The sequence below is a fragment of the Nonomuraea sp. B1E8 genome (assembly GCF_039871515.1).
Taxonomy (GTDB): Bacteria; Actinomycetota; Actinomycetes; order Streptosporangiales; family Streptosporangiaceae; genus Nonomuraea.
The window spans coordinates 180,887-196,807 of record NZ_JBDPLS010000012.1 but is presented as its reverse complement, the minus strand read 5'-3'; the positions used below and the strand labels follow the sequence as shown (position 1 = coordinate 196,807).

Sequence of the window (15,921 nt, the reverse complement as noted above, 5' to 3'; positions counted from 1 at the left end):
CATGTTCCTCAGGCGACCGACGAAGGAAGTAGGGACGCTGCCGCAGTGGCGGCTGATGTGGCGGCAGTTCCGCCGGCACCGGCTCGCGATGGCCGGCGCGGCGATCCTGATCCCGGTGTACTTCGTGGCGATCTTCGCGGAGTTCTTCGCGCCGATGTCCAGCTCGACGGCGAACACGTCGATGACGTACGCGCCGCCGCAGATGGTGCGGTACTCGGGTGAGCACGGCCTGCACGTCTACGGGTACACGACCGAACGCGACGCGACGACGTTCGCGCAGACCTACACCGAGGACCCCGCCAAGGTGGTCAGGGTGGGGCTGTTCGTGCACGGCGACGAGTACAGGCTGCTCGGACTGATCCCGTCCGACATCCACCTGATCGGCCCGGTCACCAAGGGCGAGCCGGTCTTCCTGCTGGGCTCCGACGGGAACGGCAGGGACCTGCTGTCCAGACTCATCCACGGCGCCCGGGTGTCGTTGTCGATCGGGCTGGTCGGGGTCGCCGCCAGCTTCTTACTCGGCATGCTCATAGGCGGCATTTCCGGATATTTCGGGGGCGGCGTCGACAACGTCGTGCAGCGGGTCATCGAGTTCCTCATGGCGATCCCGACGTTGCCCCTGTGGATGGCGCTGTCGGCCGCGCTCCCCACGGACTGGGGGCCGCTGACCCGATATTTCGCCATCACGGTGCTGCTGTCGCTGATCGGGTGGACCGGGCTGGCCAGGGACGTGCGCGGGCGGTTCCTGTCGCTGCGCGAGGAGGACTTCGTCACCGCCGCCCGGCTGGACGGCGTCGGCCGGCTGTCGATCATCTTCCGGCACATGATCCCGTCGTTCGCCAGCCACATCATCGCCTCGCTGTCGCTGGCCATCCCGGCCATGATCCTCGGCGAGACCAGCCTGAGCTTCCTCGGCCTGGGCCTGCAGGCGCCGGCCGTGAGCTGGGGCGTGCTGCTGGAGGGCGCGCAGAACGTGCGCGTCGTCGCGAACGCGCCGTGGCTGCTGGCGCCGGGCGTCGCGGTGGTGATCGTCGTGGTCGCCATGAACTTCTTCGGAGACGGCTTGAGAGACGCGGCCGACCCGTACGGCTCGGCGAGCGGAGCCCGGAGAAGGAAGCCCTTCTGGCGCCGCGCCGGGCGACGTGCGAGCGCGACCATCAACACGGCGACGGGAAGGTGAGCAGGCGTGCCCGCGGACGACGTGCTGCTTGAGATCGAGGACCTGCGCACCCACTTCCTGCTCGACGACGGCGTGGTGTGCGCGGTCGACGGCGTGGACCTGCGCGTTCACAAGGGCGAGACGCTGGCCATCGTCGGCGAGTCCGGCTGCGGCAAGAGCGTCATGGCCCGCTCGATCCTGCGCCTGGTGGACCCGCCGGGACAGATCGAGGGCGGGCGGATCACGCTGCACCGCGACGACGGACCCGTCGAGCTGGTCGGGGCGGACAGGCGGCTGCTGCGGCAGGTCCGCTGGCAGGACATCGCGATGGTGTTCCAGGAGCCGATGGCCTCGCTGAGCCTGGTGCACACCATCGGCAGCCAGATCGTCGAGGCGGTCCGGCTGCACGACGACGTCGGCAAGGCCGAGGCGCGCGAGCGGGCCATCGACATGCTCGACCGCGTCGGCATCCCCAAGCCGCAGAGCCGGGTCGACGCCTACCCGTTCGAGCTGAGCGGCGGCATGCGGCAGCGGGCGATGATCGCGATGGCGCTGTCGTGCCGCCCGAGCCTGCTCATCGCCGACGAGCCGACGACCGCGCTGGACGTGACCACCCAGGCGCAGATCCTGGAACTGCTCCGGGACCTGCAGGCGGAGTTCGGCATGGCGATCATGCTGATCACGCACGACCTCGGCGTGGCCGCGCAGGTGGCCGACCGGATGGCGGTCATGTACCTGGGCCGGGTGGTCGAGTACGGCGCCGCCGAGCAGGTGCTCTCCGCTCCCAGACATCCGTACGCGCAGGCGCTGCTGCGCTCGATGCCCCGGCTCGGGCGCGCCTCGCGGACCCGGCTGGCGGCGATCAAGGGCATGGTGCCGCCGCCGTTCGCGCGGCCGGGCGGCTGCACGTTCCACCCGCGCTGCGACAGCGCCATGGCAGGCCGGTGCGACACCGTGACCCCGAACCGCATCCCGGTGGGCGACCGCGAGGTCTCCTGCCTCCTCTACGACGACGAGCAGGAGGCGCGTCCATGAGCACGGAACCCCTGCTCAAGATCGAAGGGCTGACCAAGCACTTCCCCATCCGCAGCGGCCTGCTCGGCCGGCAGGTCGGCGCGGTCAAGGCCGTGGACGCGGTGGACCTGACCATCGAGGAGGGCACCACGATCGGGCTGGTCGGGGAGTCCGGCTGCGGCAAGACCACGCTGGGCCGGTGCATCGTGCGGGCGCACGACCCCACCGGCGGGCGCATGCTCTACCGGCGGCCGGACGGCTCGGTGGTCGACGTGGCAGGGCTGAAGGAGAAGGAGCTCAAGCCGTACAGGGGGCAGGTGCGGATGATCTTCCAGGACCCGCACTCGTCGCTCAACCCCCGCAAGACGCTGCGCGAGATCATCGGCGAGCCGATGCGGGCGCACCGGTACGGCACCAAGGAGGAGATCCACGCCCGCGTCGGCGAGCTCCTCGACCGCGTCGGCCTGCGCCCGGAGTACGCCAACCGGTACCCGCACGCCTTCAGCGGCGGCGAGCGCCAGCGGGTCGGGATCGCGCGGGCGCTGGCCCTGTCGCCCCGGCTGGTCGTCGCCGACGAGGCGGTGAGCGCGCTCGACGTGTCGGTCCGCGCGCAGATCCTCAACCTGCTGACCGACCTGCAGGAGGAGGCGGGCATCGGCTTCCTGTTCGTCAGCCACGACCTCGGCATCATCGAGCACGTCGCCGACGTCGTCGCGGTGATGTACCTCGGCAAGGTCGTCGAGCAGGGCCCGACCGGCGAGCTCTACGGGCGCCCCCTGCACCCCTACACCGAGGCGCTGCTGTCGGCGGTGCCCGACCCCGACCCGGCGGCCAGGAAGCGCCGCGAGCGCATCAAGCTGCTCGGCGACATCGCCGACCCGGCGCACGTGCCGCCCGGCTGCCCCTTCAACCCGCGCTGCGTGTACGCCAAGGACGTGTGCCGCACGGACCAGCCGCCGCTGCGCGAGGTCGGAGGGCGCCGCGTCGCCTGCCATTTCGCAGAGGAACTCGAGTTGCGCGGCGTCCCCGACCCGGACGTGCGCGAGGATCCGGTGGTGACCGCATGACCGACCCCCGTTTCGACGGCGTCATCCGCCCGTCCGGCGCGCTGCCGGGCGTTCGGGAGGCGCTGCTGCCCGCGCCGCACGGCCCGGACAACCACGCCGCCAACCTGCTGCGCACCCGGGACGGCGAGCTGCTGTGCACCTGGTTCAGCGGCCCCGAGGAGGGCGCTCCCGGCACCAACGTGGTCGTCTCCCGGCTGGCCGGCGAGCGCTGGGAGACCCCCCGGCCGGTCGCCACGGACCCGCTGCGCAGCGAGCAGAACCCGGTGTTGTTCGACGGCGGCGACGGGCTGGTCCGGCTGCTGCACACCTCCAGCGAACCGTACGACCAGACGACCGCGCACGTCGTGGTCAGGACGTCGGCCGACGCGGGCCGCACCTGGAGCGAGCCGGACGTGCTCTTCGCCGAGCCGGGCATCTTCGTCCGGCACCCGCCGGTCGTCCTGGCCGGCGGGACGTGGCTGCTGCCCGCCTACCACTGCGGCAAGGCCGGCGACCGCAGCGTGGTCCAGGTCAGCGACGACGGCGGGCGCACGTGGGCCGAGCACGCGGTCCCCGGCAGCGGCGACCTCGTGCAGATGACCATCGCCGAGCGGCCCGACGGCCGGCTGCTGGCGATGTACCGCGACCGGCGGGCGGGGCGGATCTACGCCTCCACCTCGGCCGACGGCCGGGCATGGTCGGTGCCGGAACGGACCGGCCTGCCGAACAACGACTCCTCCGTCCAGCTCACGAAGCTCGGGGACGGACGGCTGGCGCTCGTCTACAACGACGCGAGCCTGGAGCGCGAGCAGTACAGGTGGGTGGTCAAGAACGGCAAGCAGCGCAAGAAGGCGCTGCGCACCCCCTTGGTGCTCGCGGTGTCGGACGACGGCGGCGAGAGCTGGCCGTACCGGCGGGTCCTGCAGGACTCCGACCGCGAGTACTGGCAGAACGAGCTCGGCTACTCCTATCCGAGCGTCATCGACGGCGGTGACGGGCGCGTGGACGTCGCCTTCTCCTATCTCCGGAAAACCATCAAACATCTAGAGATTGGCCTGTGATGAAACTTCGGCAGAGCATGTTATACGGGGCTCTGGCGGTGGCAGTGGCGGTCCCTTCTTCCCTCTCGAGCAGCGCCGGTGACAGAGACGGCGACGTGCGGGTGGAGCCGACCGGCTCCTACGCCTGCCGCCAGGATGTCGCCGCACCCGACCCGGACGTCCCCAAGGTGCACGCGGCCGGGCTGGCGCAGGCGCCGAACGGCGACATGCTGACCGTCTACTACGGCGGCACCACGGAAGGGGCGCCGAACCAGGCGCTCTACATGTCGCGGCTGGCGGTGGGCGAGCAGGCCTGGTCCGCGCCCGCGGTGGTGTTCGACGAGGCGGACAAGGCCGACGGCAACCCCGTGTTGTGGTCGGACGGCAAGCGGCTCTACCTGTTCTTCGTGACGATCGAGGGCCACGGCTGGGAACAGGCCCCGATCCGGCTGATCACCTCGGACGACAGCGGGAAGACCTGGAGCGATCCCACCACCATCCGCAAGGAGTGGGGATGGATGGTGGGCACCAACCCGATCCGCATGTCCAACGGCGAGGTGCTGCTGCCCATCTACGACGAGGGCGGCTCCAGCTCCGGCTTCTACGTCTTCAGCGAGGACATGTCGTCGTGGAAGGCGTACCCGGAGGAGCACGGCCGCTGGATCCGCACGCCCGAGGGGTCGATCCAGCCGACCGTCGTGGAGGTCGAGCCGGGACGGTTGCGCGCCTACATGCGCACGGGTGACGGCGCCATCTACACGAGCGACTCGACCGACTTCGCGCGCACGTGGAGCACGCCCGTGGCCGAGCCCATCGGCAACCCGAACTCGCGCGTCGCCGCGCTCAAGCTCGACAACGGCAAGCTCGTGCTGGCCTACAACCCGTGGGTCGAGCACCGCTCCCCCATGAGGCTGTCGTTGTCGCCCGACAAGGGCCGCACGTGGGAGAACTCCGTCGACGTGGAGGCGCAGTCGGGGCCGCAGTTCACCTATCCCGTGCTGACCCAGAGCAGCGACGGCTTCATCCACATGGTCTATTCCTACAACCGCAACAACATCCGGCACGTGGTCTTCAACGAGCCGTACCTCCGCGACGCGGTGGGCCTGCTGTCCAACTGGCCCGAGCACACGATCACCGAGTTCAAGAACGGCGTCCGGCGCAACGTGGTGCGCCAGTGCAGCTACTCGCCCGCGAAATAGTTCAGGGAGACCACCATGAAGAAGTCCCGCGGCTTCGCGCTGCTCGCGTTCGCCCTCGCCGTGACCACCGCCGTCCCCGCCGCCGCGAACGCCTCACCCCAGCCGTCGGCCGCCTGCAAGGACGTGCCCAACAGGTACGACCTGCCGTTCAGCGTCTGCGACGACGAGCTGTTCATCTTCGCCGCCAACTACAAGCCGTTCGAGTCGACCGTCGAGAACGAGCAGGGAGCCGCCACCAGGGTCTTCGACGAGATCGTCGGCAACAAGCTGCGCGAGACGTTCCCCGACGTCAAAATCAAGTACGCGACGTGGGACTACCCCGTGCGGTACGAGGACCTGAAGGCCGCCGGGGTCACCCCGGACATCGTCATCGAGGACCCGAAGAACCGCATCGACCGCGACCTCGAACCGATGGGCTGGGTCGGCGACCTCACCCCCGACCTCCAGAAGGCCGGCATCGACCTGAACACGCTGAACAAGTCCGCGGTGGAGCTGACCAGGTCGCGCTCCGACGGCGGGATCTACGGCGTGCCGCTGTTCATCGACGAGCACGTGCTGCTCTACAACAAGAAGATCTTCGACAAGTTCAAGGTGAAGTACCCCGAGCCCGGCATGACGTACGACGAGGCGTACAAGAAGGCCAAGCAGCTGACCGCCGACGAAGGCCTGCATCACTACAAGGGCTACATGCAGCACCCTGACCAGTACCTGGACTTCAACCAGGCCGGTCTCTACCCGTTCCTGCCGACGACGAGCGAGGAGCCCGCGCCCGAAGACGTCAAGGTCGACATCAGCAGTGAAGCCTGGAAGACGTACGTCGACAACCTGTACCGCTTCCTGGAGATCCCGCGCAACGACTTCACCACCGTCACCGACTTCCTCAAGGGCGACATGAGCCAGCCGGGCCACCTGGCGATGGCGGTCGACACGCTGTCGCGGCTGAACATGTACGCCGGCAGCGAGCTGTTCATCGAGGACGGCGACGAAGCCGCCTTCGCGGAGCACGCCAAGAGCGTCGACATCGGCGTCAGCGCGATCCCGGTGCTCAAGAGCGGCGACAGGACGACCTACCAGCCGAACACGCGGGCCGCGTTCATCCCGCCGTCCTCGCCCAAGAAGGAACAGGCGCTGCAGATCGTGAAGTGGCTGGTCTCCGAGGAGGGCCAGACCGAACTCTCCAGCCACGGCGTCAAGGCGGTCCTGCAGACCGACAAGGTCGTGCAGAGCTTCGGCAAGGCCATCCCCGAACTGGCCGAGATCGACACCTCGGCCGTCTACTGGGGTGAGAACGCCGCGATCTCGAACTACCAGAACACCGAGTACTGGGACCTGCCGCTGTGGTCGGTCTACCGCCAGCACATCCTGCGCGACGGCGGGACGCCCGAGCAGGCGCTGAGCCTGTCCCAGCAGCAGGACATCCCCAACTACATCAAGGCGCAGTCGGAAGCGGGCAAGGACTGGTGACGTTCTCCACCACCGTGGAACGCTGGGGCGTCCACGAGATCGAACTGGCCGGACCGACCGGCGGCAACCCCTTCGCGGACGTTCGCCTGTCGGCCCGGTACCAGTACCGCAACCGCGTCGTCGAGGCCGAGGGCTTCTACGACGGGGACGGCGTCTACCGCGTCCGGTTCATGCCGGACGCGGTGGGTCCGTGGCGGTTCACGACTGCCAGCAACGTGGAAGCGCTGGACGGGTGCTCGGGCGGCTTCGAGGTGGGGCCGCCCGGCCCGGGCAACCGCGGCCCCGTGCGGGCCGCCGGCACCGGCTTCGAGTACGCGGACGGCACGCCGTACCTGCCGTTCGGCACGACCGCGTACCACTGGACGCACGACATGGACGAGGAGCGGGAACGCCAGACGCTGCGGACCCTCAGAGCGTCGCCGTTCAACAAGCTGCGCATGTGCGTGCTGCCGACGGGGCCGATGGCGCCGCCGGAGGTGCCGTTCGCCGGGAAGGACCCGGACGGGCTGGACCTGACCCGGTTCAACCCGGTGTTCTTCCGCCACCTGGAGGCCGGGGTCCGCGAGCTGCGCGACCTCGGCGTGGAGGCGGACGTGATCCTCTTCCACCCGTACGACGGCGGGGTGCGCGGCTTCCAGGACATGGGCCGCGAGGTCGACCACGCCTTCGTGCGCTACGTCATCGCCCGCCTGGCCGCCTACCGCAACGTGTGGTGGTCGGCCGCCAACGAGTACGACTTCAACCGGTCCAAGACCGTGGCCGACTGGGACGACATCCTCCGCACGATCGTGCGCCACGACCCGTACGAGCACCTGCGCTCCATCCACAACGGGACGCGCATGTTCGAGGTCGCGTCGCTGTACGACAACTCCAAGCCGTGGATCACGCACCAGAGCATCCAGCACTGGGACGCCACCCTGACGGACGCCTGGCTGGCGGCCTGCCCCAAGCCCGTCGTGATCGACGAGATCTCCTACGAGGGGAACATCGGCAAACGCTGGGGCAACGTCACCGCCCAGGAGCTGATGGACCGGTTCTGGGAGGGCATGACGCGCGGCGGCTACGTGGGCCACGGCGAGTCGCTGTCCGGCTTCCAGGAACGCGCGTGGATCGGCAACGGCGGCGGCCTGTACGGCGAGAGCCCGGCCAGGATCGCCTTCCTGCGCACGATCATGGAGGAGCGCCGTGACGGCACCCTCCTGCGCTACCTGGGGCGGCGGCAACCGGCCCGGGTCACGGTGGACCTGCCGGTGGGCGAAGCCTACGAGGTCGAGCTGATCGACACCTGGAACATGACCATCACCCCGATCGACGGGGTGCACCGCGAACAGGTGCGGGTCGGCCTGCCGCGCAGGCCGTACCTGGCGCTGCGGATGACGAGAGTGGGAGACCGATGAGCATCGGGCCGATGGCGACCACCGCGCTCGGCTGGCACCTGCACGACGAGAAGCGGCGGACGCGGACCCTCGCCTCGCTGGAGTCGTCGCCGTTCGACCGGGTGCGGATGGCGGCGTTCGCCACCCGCTGCTCGCTCGACGCGCTGGAGGAGCGGGTGGCGGAGCTGGCCGGGATCGGCGTGACCGCCGAGCTGGTGCTCATGCATCCCGGCGAGGGCGTGTCCGACGTCGAGACCGCCTGCCGCTACGTGCGGGACGTGGTGCCCCGCCTGGCCGCGCACCCGAACGTGTGGTGGTCGCTGGCCGCCGACCCGTCGCCGTTCCCCGCGTTCACCGAGCACGACTGGGTGCGGCTGGCCGACCTGGTGGCCGAGGAGGACCCCGGCCACCACCCGCGCTCGATCACCGTCCCCGCGGACTCGCCGCTGTTGTGGCGGCGCACGTTCACGCACGGCAGTGTCCGCGCGCCCAGCCCGCGCGACGCGTGGGTGCCGACGCGCGACCACCACAAGCCGGTGCTGATGGACGCGTGCGGGTACGAGGGCGACGGCGAGGACCCGTCGCTGAGCCTGCCGCCCGAGAAGGTCGTCACCATGGCCTGGGACGGGTCGGTGCGGCGGCGTTACCTGACGCACGGCGAGTCGTACGCGGACGACGACGGGCTGACCTGGTCGCAGGACGGCGGCACGCTCGCCGGCGCCGCCGTGCCCAGGCTCGCGCTGCTGCGCCAGGTCATCGCCGGGACCCCGGACGAGGCGCGCTACCGGGATCGGGACGCGCCGATGCTGGAGGTGCCCGGGGAGTTCTACCTGGAGTACTGCGGGGAGCACCGCTTCCCCGACAGGACGTACGAGGTGCCGGAGGGGCGGTACGAGGTCGAAGTGATCGACACGTGGGAGATGACCGTCACGCCGCTCGGAGTGCTGGACGGCGGGACGATCGCGGTGCCGCTGCCCGGGACGGTCGGCCAGGCCGTCAGGATCCGGCGGCGCCCATGACGGCGGGCGTCCTCATGGCCGTCGAGGAGCCGGGCGGGAAGGTCGTCGAGGTGGTGGCCGGCGCGGGCGGGCCCGAGCTGGTGCTGCGCCGCCGCGACGAGGACGGGCCGCACCTGCGGGCCCCGCTGAGCGGCATGCTCACCGCCTCCACGGGCCGCCCGTGGCGCATCGAGCCCGCCTTCGGCGGCTCCGTCCGCGTACGTTCGGCGGGCGGGACCGTCGTGGTCACGGCCGGGCTCGGGCCGCTGAGCGCCCGGCTTGAGCTGGCCTTCGCCCCCGGCGGCCTGCTCACCCTCACCACCACCTGGCGCAACGACGCCGAGCAGGAGGTCGCCGACGTGGCGGCCGGCCTCCTGCTGCCCCTCCCCACCGCGGACGCGCACGTCACCATGCCCGGCGTGCTCTACAACGGCAACCCCTCGTCCGACCCGCGCAAGAGGGTCCCCCGCGAGGGGTTCGTGGGCGAGGAGCACCGCCTGCCCATCCCCGCCGTCAACGCCGCCTGGGACGGCCGCTACGTCAGCCTGTTCGCCCATCCCACGGCGACCAGGCTGAGCGACGGCACGGTCGCGTACGGCTCGCTCGGCGTCGTCCGGTCACCAGGCCTCACCGTCGCGGCCATGACCGGCGTGATCGCCTTCGACGGCAAGCCGGACGTCTGCTACGTCAGCAAGGCGGAGGTGGCGGACCGGCCCGTCGGCTACCGCGACCTGGCACCCGGCGAGACCATCACCACCCGCCACACCCTCGACTGGGGCCCGGTCGAGCCGCGCGGCCTCGGCTTCACGAAACTCGTCCACACGGTGCTCGTCGACAAGGGGCTCTACCAGGACCGGGGCGCCAGGCCGCTGTCCCGCGACGAGATCGTGCGGCTCAAGACGAACGCCATGGACGCGCGCTGGGCGGGCGACGGCTACCTCGCCTACGACAGACCCCGCCCGGGCAAGCCCCGGTCGTACCTGTACGGCTGGACGGGCCAGTGCATGAAACTGGCCCGCTGCGACGCCGAACTCGGCCTCGGCCGCGACGAGCCGGAGCGGGTCGAGCGCGCCCGCCGCGCCGCCGCCTTCTACGTCGAGGGCAGCCCGGCCTCCGTACGCGGGTTGCGTCACGGCCGCTACCTGCTCGACGAGGACAGGTGGGAGTCGTTCCGCAAGGACGGCGCCGCCTTCGTCTCCAGCCGCGCCCACGGCGAGACGGTCGCCGACCTGGCCGAGCTCGCGCTGCGGTTCCGCGCGGCGGGCCTGACGGCGCCGCCGGCCTGGGAGGAGGCGGTGGAGGACGCCGCCGCGTTCTTCTGGCGGACCCGGCTGCCCGAGGGCATCGTGCCGCTCGGCTGGACCCCCGGCGGCGTCCCGTTCTCCCCCATGGTCACCGCGGCCGGGGCGTCGTGCGTGCAGGCCCTGCTGGGCGCGTACCGGCTGAGCGGAGAGAAGGTGTGGCTGCGGCGCGCGGAGGAACTGCTGGGCCGCTACCACCGGCTGCACGCGGCCACGTTCGAGCGGCCCTTCGCCCACGCCACCCTCGACGCCGGCGGGGAGGACAAGGAGGCCGGGATGTACTACTTCCAGGCCGCCTTCGAGCTCTACCGCCTCACCGGGCGGGAGACGTACGCCCAGTGGGCGGAGACGGCGGCCGACTGGCTGCTGACGTTCGTCTACGTGTGGTCGCCCGAGTTCGACGCGGGCAGCACGTTCGAGCGGCGCGGCTTCAGGGCGTGCGGCTGGCCCTCGGTCAGCGTGCAGAACCACCACCTCGACGTCTTCTTCCCGACGTCCGAGCTGATGGAGTTCGGCCTGATGACCGGCAGGACCCACTACGCGGAACGGGCCGAGACGATCCTGCACGCCATGGGCCAGGGCATCTGCACGGAGCCCGGCGACTGGGGCTTCGACGTGCCCGGCGAGCAGGGCGAGGGGTTCTTCCAGACCAACTGGCAGCGCAAGGGCGAGGCGAACACGTGGAACCCGTCCTGGGTGATCGCCCTGCCCCTCCACCACGCGCTGCACACGAGGAAGGTGTGAATGAACGAGGAAGAGGCCTGGCGGTACGCGGACGAGCTGCGCGAGCGGGTGCGGCCGCCGGAGTTCCCCGACCGGTGGTTCGACGTCACCGACTTCAGGGACGGGGACACGTGGACCGGGGCGTTCCGCGCCGCGATCGAGACCTGCCACGAGAGCGGCGGCGGGCACGTGCGGGTGCCGCCAGGCACCTACCTCACCGGCGCGATCCACCTGCTCAGCAACGTGGACCTGCACGTGGAGGAGGGCGCGACGGTCCTGTTCAGCACCGACCCCGCCGACTACCTCCCGGCGGTCTTCACCCGCTTCTCCGCCATCGAGTGCTACAACTACTCCCCCTTCGTCTACGCCCACGGCCAGGAGAACATCGCCATCACCGGCGCCGGGACGCTCGACGGCGGAGCCGGGCCCGAGCACTGGTGGTGGTGGGTGGGCACGCCCGCCTTCGGCTGGAAGCCGGGCATGCCGAACGAGGCCGGCGACTGGGCCGCGTTGCAGCGGATGGCCGCGGATGGGGTGCCGGTCGAGGAGCGCGTGTTCGGCGCGGGGCACCATCTGCGGCCGAACATGATCCAGCCGTACCTGTGCCGCAACGTGCTCGTCGAGGGTGTGCGCATCGTGCGCTCCCCCATGTGGGAGATCCATCCCGTACGGTGCGAGAACGTCCTGGTCAGGAACGTGTCGATCTATTCGCGCGGCCCCAACAACGACGGCTGCGACCCGGAGAGCTGCCGCTCCGTGGTGATCTCGGGCTGCGTCTTCGACGTCGGCGACGACTGCATCGCCATCAAGGCCGGCCGCGGCCCCGACGGCCGGCGGGTGGGGGTGCCGTGCGAGGACGTGCTGATCGAGGACTGCGACATGCGCTACCGGTACGGCTCGGTCGCCATCGGCACCGACACGACCGGCGGCATCCGCAACGTCTTCGTGCGCCGCTGCCGCTGGGGCGGCCCCGGGCTCTACTTCGGCCTCTACGTCAAGACGAACTCCGTGCGGGGCGGCTACGTCGAGAACGTCTTCGTCAAGGACGTCGAGATCAGCGAGCTGACCAAGGAGGCCGTCTCCATCGACCTCTACCACGGCGACGGCCACAACGGCGACGACCCGCCCCCCATCCGCAACATCAACGTGGCGGGGCTGCGCAGCGACCGCACGCGCAGAGCGTACCTGCTGCGGGGCTATCCCGAGCAGCCCCTGAGGGACGTCACGATCAGGGACAGCACGTTCGCCCACGTCCAGCGCGCGGACGTGGCCGGCGACGTCGTCGGCCTGACCCTCTCGGACGTCAAGGTGGGCCCTGCGGGACCTGGGTGATCGTTCCCCGATGACAGCAGCATGACCCAGGGCTGCAACGCCAGGCAGCGAAGGCCGCGCTCGTGTACCCCTTCAGCTTTCAGGTTTGGCGAGGGCGGCCAGGACCCGATCGAGACGCGACTCCACACCGGACAGGCGACGTTCCACCGTACCCTCAAGAGCGCCCACGCGGTCTGTAAGACCGTCCAGGCGGTCCGTAAGACCGTCCACCCGGCCCGTAAGACCGTCCAGTCGGCCCGTAAGCCGACGTTCCAGGGCTTCCAGGTCCTGCCGCGTCGCGAGGGTGGCGCGACCGGCCATGATCTCCCCGAACACCGGCTCGGTGTACTCCAGGATTTCTTGAGGGATCACCGTGGAAGCTGATCAATCGCAGCCTTGATGTCCGCGATCTCGCCACCCGCAGTGAACGCCCACGATTCCAGATGCTGGACGCGCCCGGCGATGTGCGCGCGGCGCTGGGAAGCGGTCATGCCGTCATGGTAGTCCGCCCATCGAACGTGGAACCGCAAGGCCGCCCGCCACGCAGAACGCCCTTTGCAGGCGTGGAACGGCGTGCGCCGTCGGCCTCGGGCCTGAGCCCGTAGCCGACGGCGCCTTCACTTGTGTGACGCTAACGGTCGTAGACCACCATCGAGATCGACCCGCTGCCGGTTTCGATGGGCGAGGTGTAGACGCTGAAGCCCGGGAAGCCCGTGTGGCCCACGAAGGTGAACCCGAACATCTGCAGCGCCTGCGGGTAGGAGTGGGTGTCGCTGCCGTCCACCGCGGCCGACAAGCTCCAACGCCCCGGATTGCCCTCATCGGTGTACGCGTACGTGAGGGCGAAGTTGATCAGTGAGTTGACCCCGTTGACGGCTTGCCCGTCGCCGATGCAGAACTGCAGTTCCACGCTTGTGTCGTCGTCGAAGGCGCTGGACTTGGTCAGCACCACCGCGTCGGTCTGCCCGGTGTACAGAGGATTGGGAATGTTGGTGATGTCTCCGTGGCTCGGGCGGTAGTTGTAGAGGGTCAGCGGCTTGGTCGAGTTGTTCGTGATGGTGATTTCCAGGGACCCCGTCGACTTTTGCGACAGCACCATGTTGGCGATGTTCACGCCGAGCAGAGCGGCCTGGAGGATGGTGGACGAGACCGAGGAGGCCGCGCTGACCACGGCGGCGCCCGCACCGACCGCGGCGGCGCCCCCTGGAGCCGCTGCCTGCCCGTTCGGCGCGGGACTGGCCGGCCCTGTGAGGTATTGAGAGAAGGCGGCGACATCTTTGTTCGCCTGCGCGGCCGCTTCCTTCATATCGTCGATGAACGTCACCGTGCCGTTCGTGGTTGCGATCGGGTCAGCCGTAGCCATTCCGCCGGCGGTCAAAGTCATGTTGCCTCCTGATGCTGTGCCGGCGCCAAATGCCGCCGACGACGAACGGCGGGATAGCCATTCGAGGATGACCATGATCCATCACGAATGCCGGCATTCCGAAGTGCAACCCGAGCTGTTGGAGGTAATCAATGACACATTTGATGCACAAGAAGGGACAACCGCCCCCGAAGGCGAGCGCCAGGTACCATCCCGTCACGCGGACATGCATGCGGTCAACGGCCGATCGTCACCGGGCGCGGCAGGGGATCCGCCGTCGTGCACCGTGCGAACGATCTCCCGGTGTGGAGTCGTCCCCAACGCGATGCTGCCAAGATGGTCGTTATGACAGGGATATGACTGGTCCAGAGGAGACTCACGCGGACTGGGACGGGGAACGTTCATGGGAGCTTCCCATGGGGAGGCGTACCGAATCTCATGCAGTTGATCGAGACCACCGACTTAGGCGTTCGATCGGTCGTGATCACGCTTCGAAAACCAGGCTCGCGCGTGGTCTTCGTGCTGTTTCCCATGCTGCACGTCGGCGAGCGGACCTTCTACTGGGACGTGGCCGCACGGCTGAATGAATGCGATCTGGTCGTCGCGGAAGGGTCGGCCGCCATGCCTTCTCCCCTGGAGCGGCTGTTCGCGCGCCTGCGGGTGGGAGACCTGGTTGACCAGTTGGAGGTGCTCCATCCGAGGTCGTTCCATGTACCGGTTGTCTGGCCGGACATCGGCGAAACGTGGCAACCCGAGCTGAGGGAGCACTGCTACTGGTCCCGGTGGCGGACAGAGCCGCTGTGGTCACGGGTGATCGTTGCTTCGGCGAACTCCGTCGCCGCGGTCGGATTCCTGCTTCGAGGGCGGTACCGGTTTCCCTCGAAGCCGATCAACATCAGTACCGAGCACTACACCGCGCGGGATCCTCTGGCAGCCGACGACCGCGGAACCAGACGACGGCGGCAGCGGGACGAGCGCCTCGTACGGGCACTCGCCGACATCGCAAGGGCGCCCCGCGGCCAGATCGCGCGGCAGCGCCGCAGGACGACCATGGTCGGCGTCGTGTACGGGGCCGCCCACATGCCTGCGGTGATCGACTTCCTCTGCGAGTCGCTGGGCTACGTGGCGGCGGAAGCAGAGTGGTTGACCATCCGCAGTTACGCGAACCGTTCTTAGCCGGCTGAGGCGAGGCGGGCCTGGCCAGCCAGTCGCCGGTCCGCATCGGCGGCACCATCGACGACGCGAAGGCCGGCGATGACGGCCGGCGCTCGGCCTCGTTCTCGCGGTCAGTTCCCGTACCGACCCACTGGTAGGTATGCCAATGCATCATGAGGCGTCCCAGCGGCATCCGGGTTCTTCGAGTCACGCAGCGCGTAGGCGTCCTCCGCTCCCGGGATCGGGGCGTTCAGGACACACGACTCAGTATCCTCCTCCTGCTGGTTCCCGCCACGCACCCGATGGAACGACACCTCACCGAGGTGACTGCCGTACAGATCCAACACGCGCTCCTTTCGTCTCAGTCCAGCTCGGACATCCTTGCCCGAGCGACTCCCATCACCGGCAAGAGTAACAGCCTGTTCAGTCCTGTGTATACATATTGCGCTCAATGCATCCCTTAGCAGATCTATGGTTGAACGTCAATAGACTCGTAGCGTTATGCATGTGACGGACCATGGACACATCGAGTGGGATGCGACGCTCTACAAATACGAGCAGATCGCGCAAATCCTCGGCGAGCGGATCAGGTCGGGTGCCTACCCGCCGCAAACCCTGCTGTCCGAAGTGGCCCTGGAACAAGAATTCGGCGTCGCCAGGCGCACTGTGCGGCTCGCCATGGAAATCATTCGGGAAGAAGGCCTGATCGTCACCAGGCGCGGCAAGGGGTCCGTCGTCGTGCACAAGGACCACCGCCCGCCGCGCTGACCCG

The 15,921-nt window shown here is 69.3% G+C and carries 15 protein-coding genes; 12 read left to right on the top strand and 3 right to left on the bottom strand.

What is annotated here, in order from left to right:
- Position 1: 1 nt before the first annotated feature.
- The 10 genes from ABGA98_RS33900 to ABGA98_RS33855 all read left to right on the top strand — a co-directional run bounded on the left by ABGA98_RS33900 (position 2) and on the right by ABGA98_RS33855 (position 12,652).
- On the top strand, positions 2 to 1,180 hold the full coding sequence (locus ABGA98_RS33900) for an ABC transporter permease (RefSeq protein WP_347622500.1): 1,179 nt from the start codon (positions 2 to 4) through the stop codon (positions 1,178 to 1,180).
- A 6-nt stretch (positions 1,181 to 1,186) separates the two neighbouring features.
- Complete coding sequence (locus tag ABGA98_RS33895; protein ID WP_347622499.1) at positions 1,187 to 2,194, top strand: ABC transporter ATP-binding protein; 1,008 nt, start codon at positions 1,187 to 1,189, stop codon at positions 2,192 to 2,194.
- The gene (locus tag ABGA98_RS33890; RefSeq protein WP_347622498.1) at positions 2,191 to 3,240 is read left to right on the top strand and encodes an oligopeptide/dipeptide ABC transporter ATP-binding protein; all 1,050 of its coding nucleotides are present in this window, start codon (positions 2,191 to 2,193) and stop codon (positions 3,238 to 3,240) included. Before ABGA98_RS33895 ends, ABGA98_RS33890 begins: the two co-directional genes overlap by 4 nt.
- Positions 3,237 to 4,280 (top strand): sialidase family protein, encoded by a 1,044-nt coding sequence (locus ABGA98_RS33885; protein ID WP_347622497.1) that lies wholly within the window; start codon positions 3,237 to 3,239, stop codon positions 4,278 to 4,280. Before ABGA98_RS33890 ends, ABGA98_RS33885 begins: the two co-directional genes overlap by 4 nt.
- Before the next feature lie 95 nt (positions 4,281 to 4,375).
- On the top strand, positions 4,376 to 5,458 hold the full coding sequence (locus ABGA98_RS33880; protein ID WP_347622496.1) for a sialidase family protein: 1,083 nt from the start codon (positions 4,376 to 4,378) through the stop codon (positions 5,456 to 5,458).
- A gap of 15 nt (positions 5,459 to 5,473) precedes the next feature.
- Complete coding sequence (locus ABGA98_RS33875) at positions 5,474 to 6,922, top strand: extracellular solute-binding protein (RefSeq protein WP_347622495.1); 1,449 nt, start codon at positions 5,474 to 5,476, stop codon at positions 6,920 to 6,922.
- Positions 6,919 to 8,319, top strand: coding sequence for a DUF5060 domain-containing protein (locus ABGA98_RS33870; protein ID WP_347622494.1), 1,401 nt, complete (start codon positions 6,919 to 6,921; stop codon positions 8,317 to 8,319). Before ABGA98_RS33875 ends, ABGA98_RS33870 begins: the two co-directional genes overlap by 4 nt.
- On the top strand, positions 8,316 to 9,317 hold the full coding sequence (locus ABGA98_RS33865; RefSeq protein ID WP_347622493.1) for a DUF5605 domain-containing protein: 1,002 nt from the start codon (positions 8,316 to 8,318) through the stop codon (positions 9,315 to 9,317). The genes ABGA98_RS33870 and ABGA98_RS33865 overlap by 4 nt, the downstream gene beginning before the upstream one ends.
- Positions 9,314 to 11,341 (top strand): hypothetical protein, encoded by a 2,028-nt coding sequence (locus tag ABGA98_RS33860; protein WP_347622492.1) that lies wholly within the window; start codon positions 9,314 to 9,316, stop codon positions 11,339 to 11,341. Before ABGA98_RS33865 ends, ABGA98_RS33860 begins: the two co-directional genes overlap by 4 nt.
- The gene (locus ABGA98_RS33855) at positions 11,342 to 12,652 is read left to right on the top strand and encodes a glycoside hydrolase family 28 protein (RefSeq protein ID WP_347622491.1); all 1,311 of its coding nucleotides are present in this window, start codon (positions 11,342 to 11,344) and stop codon (positions 12,650 to 12,652) included.
- Between the two features lie 72 nt (positions 12,653 to 12,724).
- On the opposite strand, the gene ABGA98_RS33850 is transcribed toward ABGA98_RS33855, so the two are convergent.
- The 3 genes from ABGA98_RS33850 to ABGA98_RS33840 all read right to left on the bottom strand — a co-directional run bounded on the left by ABGA98_RS33850 (position 12,725) and on the right by ABGA98_RS33840 (position 14,015).
- Positions 12,725 to 13,003 carry a hypothetical protein gene (locus ABGA98_RS33850; RefSeq protein ID WP_347622490.1) on the bottom strand — a complete coding sequence of 93 codons (279 nt, stop codon included), beginning with the start codon at positions 13,001 to 13,003 and terminating at the stop codon, positions 12,725 to 12,727.
- The gene (locus ABGA98_RS33845) at positions 13,000 to 13,122 is read right to left on the bottom strand and encodes a hypothetical protein (protein WP_347622489.1); all 123 of its coding nucleotides are present in this window, start codon (positions 13,120 to 13,122) and stop codon (positions 13,000 to 13,002) included. The genes ABGA98_RS33850 and ABGA98_RS33845 overlap by 4 nt, the downstream gene beginning before the upstream one ends.
- A gap of 140 nt (positions 13,123 to 13,262) precedes the next feature.
- Positions 13,263 to 14,015: a hypothetical protein gene (locus ABGA98_RS33840; RefSeq protein ID WP_347622488.1), complete on the bottom strand. Its 753-nt coding sequence runs from the start codon at positions 14,013 to 14,015 to the stop codon at positions 13,263 to 13,265.
- 417 nt (positions 14,016 to 14,432) lie between these two features.
- Here ABGA98_RS33840 and ABGA98_RS33835 point away from each other — a divergent pair, with 417 nt between their 5' ends.
- Both ABGA98_RS33835 and ABGA98_RS33830 read left to right on the top strand, forming a co-directional pair.
- On the top strand, positions 14,433 to 15,170 hold the full coding sequence (locus ABGA98_RS33835; protein ID WP_347622487.1) for a hypothetical protein: 738 nt from the start codon (positions 14,433 to 14,435) through the stop codon (positions 15,168 to 15,170).
- Between the two features lie 486 nt (positions 15,171 to 15,656).
- A complete protein-coding gene (locus tag ABGA98_RS33830) occupies positions 15,657 to 15,917 on the top strand; it encodes a GntR family transcriptional regulator (RefSeq protein ID WP_347622486.1) in 261 nt (86 codons plus the stop codon).
- Positions 15,918 to 15,921 lie beyond the last annotated feature (4 nt).

Coding starts and splice junctions, on each gene's coding strand:
- ABGA98_RS33855 (WP_347622491.1), top strand. CDS start 11,342: ATGAACGAGGAAGAGGCCTGGCGGTACGCGGACGAGCTGCGCGAGCGG.
- ABGA98_RS33890 (WP_347622498.1), top strand. CDS start 2,191: ATGAGCACGGAACCCCTGCTCAAGATCGAAGGGCTGACCAAGCACTTC.
- ABGA98_RS33840 (WP_347622488.1), bottom strand. CDS start 14,015: ATGACTTTGACCGCCGGCGGAATGGCTACGGCTGACCCGATCGCAACC.
- ABGA98_RS33865 (WP_347622493.1), top strand. CDS start 8,316: ATGAGCATCGGGCCGATGGCGACCACCGCGCTCGGCTGGCACCTGCAC.
- ABGA98_RS33835 (WP_347622487.1), top strand. CDS start 14,433: ATGCAGTTGATCGAGACCACCGACTTAGGCGTTCGATCGGTCGTGATC.
- ABGA98_RS33860 (WP_347622492.1), top strand. CDS start 9,314: ATGACGGCGGGCGTCCTCATGGCCGTCGAGGAGCCGGGCGGGAAGGTC.
- ABGA98_RS33875 (WP_347622495.1), top strand. CDS start 5,474: ATGAAGAAGTCCCGCGGCTTCGCGCTGCTCGCGTTCGCCCTCGCCGTG.
- ABGA98_RS33845 (WP_347622489.1), bottom strand. CDS start 13,122: ATGACCGCTTCCCAGCGCCGCGCGCACATCGCCGGGCGCGTCCAGCAT.
- ABGA98_RS33885 (WP_347622497.1), top strand. CDS start 3,237: ATGACCGACCCCCGTTTCGACGGCGTCATCCGCCCGTCCGGCGCGCTG.
- ABGA98_RS33900 (WP_347622500.1), top strand. CDS start 2: ATGTTCCTCAGGCGACCGACGAAGGAAGTAGGGACGCTGCCGCAGTGG.